The following is a 16443-nucleotide window of genomic DNA, read 5'->3' as shown; positions in this document are numbered from 1 at the left end:
ATATGGTTTTAAAATAAATATAAATATTGTATCTTTGTGCTGATTTTATGTGTTTTGGTATTTGTTATTTTTAAATGTGCTTATTATTTAAAAATAATGTGCTTTTATTATCTTTGTTTTATCTAAAATGATATCAAAGACACATAAATTATTTTTTTTGCGTCCATTTTGTTGAAAATTAAAATGAAATGGAAATTTAAAATTGAGCGCTGATATTTAGTTCTGGGGTAGCGTAGAGATGAATAAAGTCTATAAGACAGTATGGAATAAGAGTCTAGGTTGTTGGCAGGTGACTTCGGAATTAACACGAAGTCATTCTCGAGGCGGTCAGAGTTCAACGGTGACAGGGCATGTTAAAGAGACAAAAACTTGGTTTCAGACCCTACGTTTATCTTTATTAAGTTTAGCGCTGCTACCGATTTCGCTTTGGGCGGGAGTATCTGATGTACAATTGCCAACAGGTGGCAGTGTCACTGTGGGTTCAGCACAAGTCAGTCAAAATAATAATACGTTAAATGTCCATCAAAATAGTCAAAACGTAGGCATTCAATGGGATACGTTTAACATTGGACAAAATGCGACGGTCAATTTCTATCAGCCAAATACATCTTCGATTGCGGTGAATCGTGTTTTGGATAGTAACGCAAGTCAAATCATGGGGAAACTGAATGCCAACGGGCAAGTTTTTTTATTGAATCCGAATGGTGTGATTTTTTCTAAAACAGCACAAGTCAATGTCGGTGGGATTGTTGCATCAACACTGAATGTCACTGATAGTGATATTATTAGTGGGAATTTTACCCTTAAAAATCAATCTAATGCTGCCAGTGTTGAGAACTATGGTTCGGTTATTGCCAATGGTGGCGTTGTTGCTTTTATTGCACCAACAGTCATCAACGAAGGGCAGATTCAGGCCCATAATGGTGTTATTCATTTAACCGCAGCAGATCAAGTCACTTTAAAATTACAAGATGGTCAACTGACTGAATACAAAGTTGAAATTGGGACGTTGCAAGGTCTGATTGATAACCGTGGCGCGATTCTTGCCAATAATGGCGCAATTTATTTAACTGCAAAAGCCAAAGATAGCTTAAGCAAAGCCGTGGTGAATCATAGCGGTATTATTGAAGCCAATCGTTTGGGTCAGAATGCCAAAGGTGAAATTGTTTTGCTTGCGGATATGCAACAAGGCACAACCAATGTCAGTGGTATTTTAAAATCAGAAGGTCGCAATGGTCAGGCAGGTGGTTTTATTGAAACCAGTGCGGCACAGGTGAAAATTGCAGATGGCACACAAGTTTCGACTTTATCTGATGGGGGTAAAACAGGAACATGGCTGATCGACCCAACTGATTTTAGTATTAATGCTGGCTCGGCTGCTCAAACGGGTAGTGGTATTGGCGCTACGACATTACAAAATAATTTGAACAGTACCTCGGTCATTTTGGAAACACAAAATGCTGGGTCAGAAAAGGGTGATATCAATGTTAATGCGGCAGTTACATGGAATAAAGACACCACACTGACGCTAAAAGCACATAACGATATTAATGTGAATGCCAGTATTACTGCACAAAACCAAGATGGTAAAGTGGTGTTGTTATATGGGCAAAATGGTAGTGAGAGTGCCAATTATTATATTAAAAATGGCGCGAAGATAAATTTAAAAGCAGGGCAAAATTTTAGTACACAAAAAGGTACGGATGTCAGCAAACGTATTGATTATAACGTCGTGACTGATTTGCAGGCTTTACAAAATATCAATAATGCACTGGCAGGTAATTACGTACTTGGAACAGATATTGATGCGACGGTGACCAAAGATTGGGGTGTTGGAGACGAAAAAGGTTTTAATCCACTTGGTAATGAATTTGATTATTTTACAGGACGTTTTGATGGTTTAGGGCATACAGTGAGTCATCTCACGATCAATCGCCCCTATAGTTATGACGTTGGATTGTTTGGGCATATTGATGGGGCTGTCATTCGTAACGTCGGTTTGGTTGGCGGTTCAGTGATTGGTGACAGTTTTGTTGGCGGTTTGGTCGGGCAAAGTACACATCAGAGTGTGGTTGAGAATGTATTTAATACGGGATCGGTTCAAGGTTACGGAACTGTTGGTGGTCTAGTCGGAGGAAACTTTGATGGCAGTACTATTAAAAATGCTTATGCGACGGGGAATGTCACTGGCGCACAAAACTCAACCTATATTGGTGGTTTAGTTGGGGGTAATGATGGTGCAGTTATCGAGAATGTCTATGCCTCTGGAAATGTGAAGGGTACTGATATTGTTGGTGGTCTAGTTGGAGATAACAATCATGGCGGCACAATCAATAATGCCTATGCAACAGGGGCAGTTACTGGTGAGCAAAATGTCGGTGGTTTAGTTGGAAATAACTATTATGACGCCGAGGTTAAAAATGCTTATGCGACTGGAGCGGTTACAGGTACTGATCGTGTCGGTGGTTTGGTTGGAGAAAACCTTGCTGCAAAGATTGAAAATACCTATGCACTTGGAAAAGTGACAGGGGCGACAACAGTCGGTGGTTTACTCGGTAAAAATGTTCAGGGTGTAGTAAGTAATAGTTATTGGGATAAGAATAAAACAGGATTAGATACCAGCTCAGGTAGTGCGAATACCAGTGGTTTGACCAGCGATGAAATGTTCAATGCGAATAAGTTTATTGGCTTTGATTTTGATAAAATTTGGGCAAATGCTGATAATCAAACCACGCCGTATTTTAAAGATCATATTGGTCCAAACCAAGTCGTTAACAAACAAGATCAATTGGGCGGTTACTACAGCGTTATCCAAAATCTAAATCAACTACAAAACATAAATCAAAACCTTGCAGGTAATTACCTACTGGGTAATGACATTGATGCCAAAAACTCACAATTTTGGGGTGATGCAACTGGTATTGGCTTTAATCCGCTTGGTGATAGTAGTCACGCTTTTACAGGTAAATTAGATGGTTTAGGTCATCAAATTTCAGATTTATATATTTCTCGTGAAACCACGGATAACGTTGGCTTATTTGGCTATATTCAGAACGCCAATCTTAAAAACTTTGGTGTCGTGAATAGCAATATCAAAGGTCAAAACCATGTCGGTGCTGTCGTTGGAAGCAGTACACAGAGTTCACAACTTTATAGCATTTATAGTACTGGATCGGTTGTAGGTACGGGTGATGCTGTGGGTGGATTGGTTGGACAGCAACAAGATGGTTCAAAAATAGAAAGTGCATATTCAACCAGTCAAGTGACAGGTCAGAATCAGGTTGGTGGTCTGGTCGGTACTAATCAAAATGCAATCATTAAAGATACCTATGCAACTGGTGCTGTCAGTGGATTGAGTAATGTTGCGGGCTTAGTGGGAAGTAACCAAAACCAAGCAACGATCCAAAATGCCTATGCCACTGGGCGTGTTACAGGGAATAGTCTGGTTGGTGGTTTAGTTGGAAATAATAACAACGCAACCGTGAGTAATGGTCACTGGAATAAAGAGACCACGCTGCAAAATGCCAGCGCAGGGAGTAGTGCAAGTTCTGGTTTGACCAATGCTGAAATGAAAGATGCGTCTAAATTTACTTTCCTTGATGCTGATAGCAAATTAGGAGGAAAACAGACGGCATGGCGTATTTATGATGGTTTGAGCGTACCTTTACTACGCAGCTTTTTGACGACTAAGGATTTATCTGTTACGGATAAGACCACAACCTATACAGGCAAAGAACAACACTTTGCTGATGTATGGGGATTAGACAGCAGCAAATATACTGCCAATGGTCAAACCAGTGGAACGGATGCGGGTCTTTATAAAGCGATTTATTATAGTGATAACCAACATGGCTATGATTTCATTGGCAATGAAGGCACTTTAACGATTAATAAAGCTAAGGTGACCGTTACTGGAAATAGTGATTCAACAATCTATAACGGTAAAACTCAATCAGTTAATAATCCACATTATAGGGTTGATGGATTGGTGAATGGGGAAGCTGAGTCCTTACTTGGAAATATCGCGATAACAGGTGCTTCGGGTAAAGATGCAGGAACTTATACCAATAAGGTGACAGGCGAAAATAGCAGTACCAAAAACTATGACATCGCGTATGTTGATGGCAAGTTTGTCATTAATAAAAAGAAAGCAACGGTTTACGCACTGGATGAAACACGTGAATATAATGGTTTTAACCAACAAATTAATAGTTTCCGTGCTGATGGCTTAGTTGATGGGGAAACTGAATCTGTTCTCGCAGTAAATGCTGTTGCAACACGTAAAGATGCTGGAAACTATGTACATGCTGTTGCTTATAGTAATGCTGCAAAAGGCGATAAAAATTACGATCTCACCTTTGTAAATGGCACATATATCATTACTAAAGCCACTGCCACAATTAAAGGAAATAGCCTAGCAACGACCTATAATGGTCAGGTACAAAATGTTGCTGGATTTACGATTGCAGGCTTGAAAGGCAATGATGCAAACAATCAAGCAAATATCTTTAGTGGTGTTACTGCTTCTGGTGCGAGCGATCGAAATGCAGGTAGTTATACCAACACTGTAGCTGGAGCAGCATCAACTACGAACTATAATATCGTATATGAAAATGGTTCACTTAATATTGCCAAGAAACAAATCACAGGCGTATTAACAGCTCAGGATAAAGTTTACGATGGCACAACCAGTGCAATTGTAAATGGTAGTTTGAATGGTTTAATTACAGGTGACCAAGTCAACCTAAATGCGCAAGGACAATTTGCAGATAAAAATGCGGGTTCGAATAAAAATGTAAATGTATCAGGTAATTTAACGGGTACAGATGCAGGTAATTACGATCTTTCAGCGAATACATCCGCACAAGCTAATATCAGTAAAAAGCAAATCACAGGCAGCATCACCGCTCAGGACAAAGTTTACGATGGTACAACCAATGCGATTGTAAATGGTAGTTTGAATGCAAGTGATGTGATTACAGGCGATCAAGTCAGTGTGGGTACAACAGGACAGTTTGTAGATAAGAACGCAGGTCAAAATAAAGTTGTCACAGCTTCAAGTAGCTTGGTTGGATTGGATGCAGGCAACTATGAACTCACCGCCACTGGACAAGTGACGGCTAACATCAGCAAGAAGCAAATCACAGGTAGTATCACTGCTCAAGACAAAGTCTATGACGGTACAACCAGTGCAATTGTAAATGGTAGCTTGAATGGTTTGATTACAGGTGACCAAGTTAACCTGAATGCGCAAGGACAGTTTGCGGATAAAAATGCAGGTTCAAACAAGAATGTAAATGTATCAGGTAATTTAAGTGGTATAGATTCAGGCAACTATAGCCTACAAGCGAATAGTCAGACTCAAGCCAACATTAGCAAGAAACAAATTACAGGTGTATTAACAGCTCAGGACAAAGTTTACGACGGTACAACCAGTGCGATTGTAAATGGTAGCTTAAATGCAAGTGATGTGATTACAGGCGATCAAGTCAGCGTGGGTACAACAGGACAATTTGTCGATAAGAACGCAGGCCAAAACAAAGTTGTCACAGCTTCAAGTAGCTTGGTTGGATTGGATGCAGGCAACTATGAACTCACCACCAATGGGCAAGTGACGGCTAACATCAGTAAGAAACAAGTCACAGGCAGCATCACCGCTCAGGACAAAGTTTACGATGGTACAACCAATGCGATTGTAAATGGTAGTTTGAATGCAAGTGATGTGATTACAGGCGATCAAGTCAGTGTGGGTACAACAGGACAGTTTGTAGATAAGAACGCAGGTCAAAATAAAGTTGTCACAGCTTCAAGTAGCTTGGTTGGATTGGATGCAGGCAACTATGAACTCACCGCCACTGGACAAGTGACGGCTAACATCAGCAAGAAGCAAATCACAGGTAGTATCACTGCTCAAGACAAAGTCTATGACGGTACAACCAGTGCAATTGTAAATGGTAGCTTGAATGGTTTGATTACAGGTGACCAAGTTAACCTGAATGCGCAAGGACAATTTGCAGATAAAAATGCAGGTTCAAACAAGAATGTAAATGTATCAGGTAATTTAAGTGGTATAGATTCAGGCAACTATAGCCTACAAGCGAATAGTCAGACTCAAGCGAGTATCAGCAAGAAACAAATCACAGGCAGCATCACCGCTCAAGACAAGGTTTACGATGGTACGACTAATGCGATTGTAAACGGTAGCTTGAATGGGTTGATTACAGGTGACCAAGTCAACCTAAATGCGCAAGGACAATTTGCAGATAAAAATGCAGGTTCAAACAAGAATGTAAATGTATCAGGAAACTTAACGGGTACAGATGCAGGTAATTACGATCTTTTAGCCAATACATCCGCACAAGCTAATATCAGTAAGAAGCAAATTACAGGCGTGTTGACTGCTCAAGATAAAGTTTACGATGGCACAACTAGTGCGATTGTGAATGGCAGCTTGAATGGCTTAATCACAGGCGACCAAGTCAACCTAAATGCCCAAGGACAATTTGCAGATAAAAATGCAGGTTCAAACAAGAATGTAAATGTATCAGGTAATTTAAGTGGTACAGATGCAGCGAACTATAGCTTACAAGCGAATAGTCAGACTCAAGCGAGTATCAGCAAGAAACAAATCACGGGCAGCATTACTGCTCAGGATAAAGTTTACGATGGCACAACTAGTGCGATTGTGAATGGCAGCTTGAATGGCTTAATCACAGGCGACCAAGTCAACCTAAATGCGCAAGGACAGTTTGCAGATAAAAATGCAGGTTCAAACAAGAATGTAAATGTATCAGGTAATCTCAGTGGTACAGATTCAGGCAACTATAGCCTACAAGCGAATAGTCAGACTCAAGCGAGTATCAGCAAGAAACAAATTACAGGTGTATTGACAGCTCAAGATAAAGTTTACGATGGTACAACCAGTGCGATCGTCAATGGTAGTTTGAATGGTTTGATCACAGGTGACCAAGTTAACCTGAATGCGCAAGGACAATTTGCAGATAAAAATGCAGGTTCGAATAAAAATGTAAATGTATCAGGTAATTTAAGTGGTACAGATGCAGGCAACTATAGCCTACAAGCGAATAGTCAGACTCAAGCGAGTATCAGCAAGAAACAAATTACAGGTAGTATCACTGCTCAGGACAAAGTTTACGATGGTACAACCAATGCAATTGTAAATGGTAGTTTGAATGGTTTGATTACAGGTGACCAAGTTAACCTAAATGTGCAAGGACAGTTTGCGGATAAAAATGCAGGTTCAAATAAGAATGTAAATGTATCAGGTAATTTAACTGGTACAGATGCAGCGAACTATAGCTTACAAGCGAATAGTCAGACTCAAGCCAACATCAGCAAGAAACAAATTACAGGTAGTATCACTGCTCAAGACAAAGTTTACGATGGTACAACCAATGCAATTGTAAATGGTAGCTTGAATGGTTTAATTTCAGATGACCAAGTCAACCTGAATGCGCAAGGACAGTTTGCGGATAAAAATGCAGGTTCAAATAAGAATGTAAATGTATCAGGTAATTTAAGTGGTACAGATTCAGGCAACTATAGCCTACAAGCGAATAGTCAGACTCAAGCGAGTATCAGCAAGAAACAAATTACAGGTGTATTAACAGCTCAAGACAAAGTTTACGATGGCACAACCAGTGCGATCGTGAATGGTAGTTTGAATGCAAGTGATGTGATTACAGGCGATCAAGTCAGTGTTGGTACAACAGGACAGTTTGTAGATAAGAACGCAGGTCAAAATAAAGTTGTCACAGCTTCAAGTAGCTTGGTTGGATTGGATGCAGGCAACTATGAACTCACCACCACTGGACAAGTGACTGCCAACATCAGTAAGAAACAAATCACGGGCAGCATTACTGCTCAGGACAAAGTTTACGATGGTACAACCAGTGCGATCGTGAATGGCAGCTTGAATGCAAGTGATGTGATTACAGGCGATCAAGTCAGTGTTGGTACAACAGGACAGTTTGTAGATAAGAACGCAGGTCAAAATAAAGTTGTCACAGCTTCAAGTAGCTTGGTTGGATTGGATGCAGGCAACTATGAACTCACCACCACTGGACAAGTGACTGCCAACATCAGCAAGAAACAAATTACAGGCAGCATTACTGCTCAAGATAAAGTCTATGATGGTACAACCAATGCAATTGTAAATGGTAGCTTGAATGCAAGTGATGTGATTACAGGCGATCAAGTCAGTGTGGGTACAACAGGACAGTTTGTAGATAAGAACGCAGGTCAAAATAAAGTTGTCACAGCTTCAAGTAGCTTGGTTGGATTGGATGCAGGCAACTATGAACTCACCACCACTGGACAAGTGACTGCCAATATCAGCAAGAAACAAATTACAGGTGTATTGACAGCTCAGGACAAAGTTTACGACGGTACAACCAGTGCAATTGTAAATGGTAGTTTGAATGCAAGTGATGTGATTACAGGCGATCAAGTCAGTGTGGGTACAACAGGACAGTTTGTAGATAAGAACGCAGGTCAAAATAAAGTTGTCACAGCTTCAAGTAGCTTGGTTGGATTGGATGCAGGCAACTATGAACTCACCACCACTGGGCAAGTGACTGCCAATATTAGCAAGAAGCAAATTACAGGTGTATTGACAGCTCAAGACAAAGTTTACGATGGTACAACCAGTGCAATTGTAAATGGTAGCTTGAATGGTTTGATCACAGGTGACCAAGTCAACCTAAATGCGCAAGGACAGTTTGCGGATAAAAATGCAGGTTCAAACAAGAATGTAAATGTATCAGGTAATCTCAGTGGTACAGATGCAGGTAATTACAATCTTGCAGCGAATAGTCAGACTCAAGCGAGTATCAGTAAGAAGCAAATTACAGGCGTATTGACAGCTCAAGACAAAGTTTACGATGGTACAACCAGTGCGATCGTAAATGGCAGCTTGAATGGTTTGATTGCAGGTGACCAAGTTAACCTGAATGCGCAAGGACAATTTGCAGATAAAAATGCAGGTCAAAATAAAGTTGTCACAGCTTCAAGTAGCTTGGTTGGATTAGATGCAGGCAACTATAAACTTACCACCAATGGACAAGTGACCGCCAACATCAGTAAGAAGCAAATTACAGGTGTATTGACTGCTCAGGACAAAGTTTACGATGGTACAACCAATGCGATTGTGAATGGCAGTTTGAATGGTTTGATCACAGGTGACCAAGTTAACCTGAATGCGCAAGGACAGTTTGCGGATAAAAATGCAGGTTCAAACAAGAATGTAAATGTATCAGGTAATTTAAGTGGTACAGATTCAGGCAACTATAGCCTACAAGCGAATAGTCAGACTCAAGCGAGTATCAGCAAGAAACAAATTACAGGTGTATTGACAGCTCAAGATAAAGTTTACGATGGTACAACCAGTGCGATCGTCAATGGTAGTTTGAATGGTTTGATCACAGGTGACCAAGTTAACCTGAATGCGCAAGGACAATTCGCCGATAAAAATGCAGGTTCAAACAAGAATGTAAATGTATCAGGTAATTTAACTGGTACAGATGCAAACAACTACGATCTTGCAGCGAATACATCTGCACAAGCCAATATCAGCAAGAAGCAAATTACAGGTGTATTGACAGCTCAAGATAAAGTTTACGATGGTACAACCAGTGCAATTGTGAATGGTAGTTTGAATGGTTTAATCACAGGTGATCAAGTTAACCTGAATGCGCAAGGACAATTTGCAGATAAAAATGCAGGCTCAAACAAGAATGTAAATGTATCGGGTAATTTAAGTGGTACAGATGCAAACAACTACGATCTTGCAGCGAATACATCCGCACAAGCTAATATCAGTAAAAAGCAAATCACAGGTAGTATCACTGCTCAAGACAAAGTTTACGATGGTACAACCAATGCGATTGTAAATGGTAGTTTGAATGCAAGTGATGTGATTACAGGCGATCAAGTCAGTGTGGGTACAACAGGACAGTTTGTAGATAAGAACGCAGGTCAAAATAAAGTTGTCACAGCTTCAAGTAGCTTGGTTGGATTGGATGCAGGCAACTATGAACTCACCACCACTGGACAAGTGACTGCCAACATCAGCAAGAAACAAATCACAGGCGTATTAACAGCTCAGGACAAAGTTTACGACGGTACAACCAGTGCGATCGTGAATGGCAGCTTGAATGGTTTGATTACAGGTGACCAAGTCAACCTGAATGCGCAAGGACAGTTTGCGGATAAAAATGCTGGCTCGAATAAAAATGTAAATGTATCAGGTAATTTAAGTGGTACAGATGCAGCGAACTATAGCTTACAAGCGAATAGTCAGACTCAAGCCAACATCAGTAAGAAACAAATTACAGGTGTATTAACAGCTCAGGACAAAGTTTACGATGGTACAACCAATGCGATTGTAAATGGTAGTTTGAATGCAAGTGATGTGATTACAGGCGATCAAGTCAGTGTGGGTACAACAGGACAGTTTGTAGATAAGAACGCAGGTCAAAATAAAGTTGTCACAGCTTCAAGTAGCTTGGTTGGATTGGATGCAGGCAACTATGAACTCACCACCACTGGACAAGTGACTGCCAACATCAGCAAGAAACAAATCACAGGCGTATTAACAGCTCAGGACAAAGTTTACGACGGTACAACCAGTGCGATCGTGAATGGCAGCTTGAATGGTTTGATTACAGGTGACCAAGTCAACCTGAATGCACAAGGACAATTTGCAGATAAAAATGCGGGTTCAAACAAGAATGTAAATGTATCAGGTAATTTAAGTGGTACAGATGCAGGCAACTATAGCCTACAAGCGAATAGTCAGACTCAAGCGAGTATCAGCAAGAAACAAATTACAGGTGTATTAACAGCTCAAGACAAAGTTTACGATGGTACAACCAGTGCGACTGTAAACGGCAGCTTGAATGGTTTGATTACAGGTGACCAAGTCAACCTAAATGCGCAAGGACAGTTTGCGGATAAAAATGCAGGTTCAAACAAGAATGTAAATGTATCAGGTAATTTAAGTGGTACAGATGCAGGTAATTACAATCTTGCAGCGAATACATCCGCACAAGCCAATATCAGCAAGAAACAAATCACGGGCAGCATTATTGCTCAAGATAAAGTTTACGATGGTACAACCAGTGCGATCGTGAATGGTAGTTTGAATGCAAGTGATGTGATTACAGGCGATCAAGTCAGTGTTGGTACAACAGGACAGTTTGTAGATAAGAACGCAGGTCAAAATAAAGTTGTCACAGCTTCAAGTAGCTTGGTTGGATTGGATGCAGGCAACTATGAACTCACCACCACTGGACAAGTGACTGCCAATATCAGCAAGAAACAAATTACAGGTGTATTGACAGCTCAGGACAAAGTTTACGACGGTACAACCAGTGCAATTGTAAATGGTAGTTTGAATGCAAGTGATGTGATTACAGGCGATCAAGTCAGTGTGGGTACAACAGGACAGTTTGTAGATAAGAACGCAGGTCAAAATAAAGTTGTCACAGCTTCAAGTAGCTTGGTTGGATTGGATGCAGGCAACTATGAACTCACCACCACTGGGCAAGTGACTGCCAATATTAGCAAGAAGCAAATTACAGGTGTATTGACAGCTCAAGACAAAGTTTACGATGGTACAACCAGTGCAATTGTAAATGGTAGCTTGAATGGTTTGATCACAGGTGACCAAGTCAACCTAAATGCGCAAGGACAGTTTGCGGATAAAAATGCAGGTTCAAACAAGAATGTAAATGTATCAGGTAATCTCAGTGGTACAGATGCAGGTAATTACAATCTTGCAGCGAATAGTCAGACTCAAGCGAGTATCAGTAAGAAGCAAATTACAGGCGTATTGACAGCTCAAGACAAAGTTTACGATGGTACAACCAGTGCGATCGTAAATGGCAGCTTGAATGGTTTGATTGCAGGTGACCAAGTTAACCTGAATGCGCAAGGACAATTTGCAGATAAAAATGCAGGTCAAAATAAAGTTGTCACAGCTTCAAGTAGCTTGGTTGGATTAGATGCAGGCAACTATAAACTTACCACCAATGGACAAGTGACCGCCAACATCAGTAAGAAGCAAATTACAGGTGTATTGACTGCTCAGGACAAAGTTTACGATGGTACAACCAGTGCGATCGTAAATGGTAGCTTGAATGGTTTAATTTCAGGTGACCAAGTCAACCTGAATGCGCAAGGACAGTTTGCGGATAAAAATGCAGGTTCAAACAAGAATGTAAATGTATCAGGTAATTTAAGTGGTACAGATGCAGGCAACTACGATCTTGCAGCGAATACATCCGCACAAGCCAACATCAGTAAGAAACAAATTACAGGCAGCATTACTGCTCAGGATAAAGTTTACGATGGTACAACCAATGCAATTGTAAATGGTAGCTTGAACGGCTTAATTACAGGTGACCAAGTTAATTTAAATGCACAAGGACAGTTTGCGGATAAAAATGCTGGCTCGAATAAAAATGTAAATGTATCAGGAAACTTAACGGGTACAGATGCAGGTAATTACGATCTTTCAGCCAATACATCCGCACAAGCTAATATCAGTAAAAAGCAAATCACAGGTAGTATCACTGCTCAAGACAAAGTTTACGATGGTACAACCAGTGCGATCGTGAATGGCAGCTTGAATGCAAGTGATGTGATTACAGGCGATCAAGTCAGTGTTGGTACAACAGGACAGTTTGTAGATAAGAACGCAGGTCAAAATAAAGTTGTCACAGCTTCAAGTAGCTTGGTTGGATTGGATGCAGGCAACTATGAACTCACCACCACTGGACAAGTGACTGCCAACATCAGCAAGAAACAAATTACAGGCAGCATTACTGCTCAAGATAAAGTCTATGATGGTACAACCAATGCAATTGTAAATGGTAGCTTGAATGCAAGTGATGTGATTACAGGCGATCAAGTCAGTGTGGGTACAACAGGACAGTTTGTAGATAAGAACGCAGGTCAAAATAAAGTTGTCACAGCTTCAAGTAGCTTGGTTGGATTGGATGCAGGCAACTATGAACTCACCACCACTGGACAAGTGACGGCTAACATCAGTAAGAAACAAATCACGGGCAGCATTACTACTCAGGATAAAGTTTACGATGGCACAACCAATGCAATTGTAAATGGTAGTTTGAATGGTTTGATTGCAGGTGACCAAGTTAACCTGAATGCACAAGGGCAGTTTGCGGATAAAAATGCGGGTTCGAATAAAAATGTAAATGTATCAGGTAATTTAACGGGTACAGATGCAAACAACTACGATCTTGCAGCGAATACATCTGCACAAGCCAATATCAGCAAGAAACAAGTCACAGGCGTATTAACAGCTCAGGATAAAGTTTACGATGGCACAACCAATGCAATTGTAAATGGTAGTTTGAATGGTTTGATTGCAGGTGACCAAGTTAACCTGAATGCGCAAGGACAATTTGCAGATAAAAATGCAGGTCAAAATAAAGTTGTCACAGCTTCAAGTAGCTTGGTTGGATTGGATGCAGGCAACTATGAACTCACCACCAATGGGCAAGTGACGGCTAACATCAGCAAGAAGCAAATTACAGGCGTGTTGACTGCTCAAGATAAAGTCTATGATGGTACAACCAATGCAATTGTAAATGGTAGCTTGAATGGTTTGATCACAGGTGACCAAGTTAACCTGAATGCGCAAGGACAGTTTGCGGATAAAAATGCAGGTTCAAACAAGAATGTAAATGTATCAGGTAATTTAAGTGGTACAGATTCAGGCAACTATAGCCTACAAGCGAATAGTCAGACTCAAGCGAGTATCAGCAAGAAACAAATTACAGGTGTATTGACAGCTCAGGATAAAGTTTACGACGGTACAACCAGTGCGATCGTGAATGGCAGCTTGAATGGTTTGATCACAGGTGACCAAGTCAACCTAAATGCGCAAGGACAGTTTGCGGATAAAAATGCAGGTTCAAACAAGAATGTAAATGTATCAGGTAATTTAAGTGGTACAGATGCAGGCAACTATAGCCTACAAGCGAATAGTCAGACTCAAGCGAGTATCAGCAAGAAACAAATTACAGGTGTATTGACAGCTCAGGATAAAGTTTACGACGGTACAACCAGTGCGATCGTGAATGGCAGCTTGAATGGTTTGATCACAGGTGACCAAGTCAACCTGAATGCGCAAGGACAATTTGCAGATAAAAATGCAGGTTCGAATAAAACTGTAAATGTATCAGGTAATTTAACGGGTACAGATGCAGCGAACTATAGCTTACAAGCGAATAGTCAGACTCAAGCGAATATTGCAAAAGCCAAAGCACAAGTCATTGGTAATAGTTTAACGACGACTTATAACGGTCAGCAACAACAAGTCAATGGTTTCACTGCTCAAGGCTTAGTGAATGGGGAACGTGCTGAAGTTTTAACAAATGTAACGGCGACAGGTGCAAGCGCCATTTCAACAGGGAACTATCAGAATCAGGTCAGTGGTCATGATCAGAACTATGATCTGACATTTACTGCTGGAATGTTGAAAATTGAAGCGCCATTGGTCGATCCAAAACCACCTATCGGACCTGAAAAACCGAGCCAACCTAATCTCTCAATTTGGCAAGATTTATTAGGTAATCCATATCAGCGAGCGATTCATTTTGCTCCACAAGCAAATAAACCAAAACAGTCGGATAACATCGAAATAGAAATTATTGGTGATGGTATCAACATGGATGGTATTCACACCTTAACGGGGAATTTTTAATTATGTTATATCCGAAGCCTACATTATTGATCAGTATGCTTTCACTGAGTAGTTTTTCAGTTTTTGCAGATAATGTGCCAAATGCTGGACTACTTCTTCAACAGCAAACCATACAGCAATACCAACCTCAAGCTGAGGTGAATATTGAGCAGCCTGCACAAATGCAAATCGCGCAAGCAGATGCTCAACAGCAAGTTAAAGTTGAACAGATTGTAATTACAGGAAATCAAAGCATTAGCACACCAGATTTACATGCTTTGGTTGCCGATGCTGAAACTAAGATGTTGACACTTGCTGATTTACAGCAATTGACGAAACGGATTACGACTTATTATCAACAGCAGGGTTATCCCTATAGTCGGGCGTATTTACCTGTACAAAGTTTGAAAAATGGTGTGGTTAAGATTGCGATTTTGGAGGCAAAATATGACCGTATCATTATCAATAATCAAACCAAAACTTCGCCACACTTAATCCAAGCTATTTTGCAGCCTCTACAATCAGGCAATATTATTGATTCGGCGACTTTACAGCAGCAGCTTAAATTGTTGAATCGTTTAGATGGGATTCAAACACGTAATATCATTAGCGCAGGGCGTTATGCTGGAACTAGTGATTTAACAATTGATATTCAGCCAACATCATCACTGACAGGCTATGTCGGTTTAGATAATTATGGCAATGAATATACCCATGAAGTGCGTTTAAATGCTGGCGTTGCAGTCAATAATGCTTTGGGTTTGGGTGATCGCTTGACTGTGGATGGCATGACATCGGGCAATCTAAACTTTGGTCGACTGGCCTACGAAGCAACAATGAATGGTATCGGTACACGTCTAGGTGCGAGTTATTCTGATTTAGCCTATGAGTTAGGTAAAGAATATAAAGCTTTAGATGCGACGGGCACAGCACAACAAATCAGTGTATGGTTGAATCAACCAATATTATTGAATAATCGTAGTGAAGTGATTTTGGGTGTGGAATATGATCATAAACGCCTGAAAGATGATATTAACGTCGCAGAAATTTATCGGGATCGGAATATTGATGTTGGGCGTATTCGTTTAGATGCTTCTCAATATGATGATTTTGCAGGTGGCGGTTTAACTCAACTTGGCGTTGCAACAGATATTGGACGGGTTAATTTTAAAAATGCGATGGCAGAACTTGGTGATCAAGCAACGGCAAAAACACAAGGTGAATTTGTTAGTGCCTTTATGAATGTCTCTCGCTTGCAAAATTTAAATGGTTCAAAAACCCAAATCTATGCAGCTTTACAAGCACAATATAGCCCTGATAATTTAGATAGCGCTCAGCAATTTAGTGTTGGTGGTGCGTCGAATATTGCAGGATATAAGAATAGTGCGTTAAGTGGTTCAACTGGATATTACGTTTTGTCTGAACTTAGACAGAGTTTATATGCTTCTGCACAAAATCAACTTGCAGCGAAGATCTATGTCGATACAGCAACGGTTAAACACCAAGCACGAGAGTGGAGTGGTTTAACAGGCAAAAATATAGAACAGATTAGTAGTGCAGGTTTTGGACTAAACTGGTCAAATGCGATGCAATGGCAAGCAGCATTAACTGTAGGGTTCCCGATAGGCTCACAACCTGATAGTGTCGATAAGCGTAATGACGTCGAAGCTTGGCTTAATTTAAGTAAACGTTTTTAAATAAGAACCGAG

At 40.5% G+C, this 16443-nt stretch carries 2 protein-coding genes; both read left to right on the top strand.

All coding sequences use genetic code 11. The features are described from left to right. The first annotated feature begins 238 nt into the window (after positions 1-238). Complete coding sequence (locus O1450_RS09975; RefSeq protein ID WP_269228299.1) at positions 239-14755, top strand: YDG domain-containing protein; 14517 nt, start codon at positions 239-241, stop codon at positions 14753-14755. A gap of 2 nt (positions 14756-14757) precedes the next feature. Next, entirely contained in the window at positions 14758-16431 is a 1674-nt protein-coding gene (locus tag O1450_RS09970) for a ShlB/FhaC/HecB family hemolysin secretion/activation protein (protein WP_269228298.1), read from the top strand. The last annotated feature ends 12 nt before the right edge of the window (positions 16432-16443 follow it).

This window comes from Acinetobacter sp. TR11 (assembly GCF_027105035.1).
Lineage (GTDB): Bacteria > Pseudomonadota > Gammaproteobacteria > Pseudomonadales > Moraxellaceae > Acinetobacter.
Note: the sequence above shows the minus strand (reverse complement) of the source record. Positions and strands in the feature narration are given on the sequence as shown.

What these genes read in the sequence shown, in the direction of transcription:
- O1450_RS09975 (WP_269228299.1), top strand. Translation starts at nt 239, where the DNA reads ATGAATAAAGTCTATAAGACAGTATGGAATAAGAGTCTAGGTTGTTGG.
- O1450_RS09970 (WP_269228298.1), top strand. Translation starts at nt 14,758, where the DNA reads ATGTTATATCCGAAGCCTACATTATTGATCAGTATGCTTTCACTGAGT.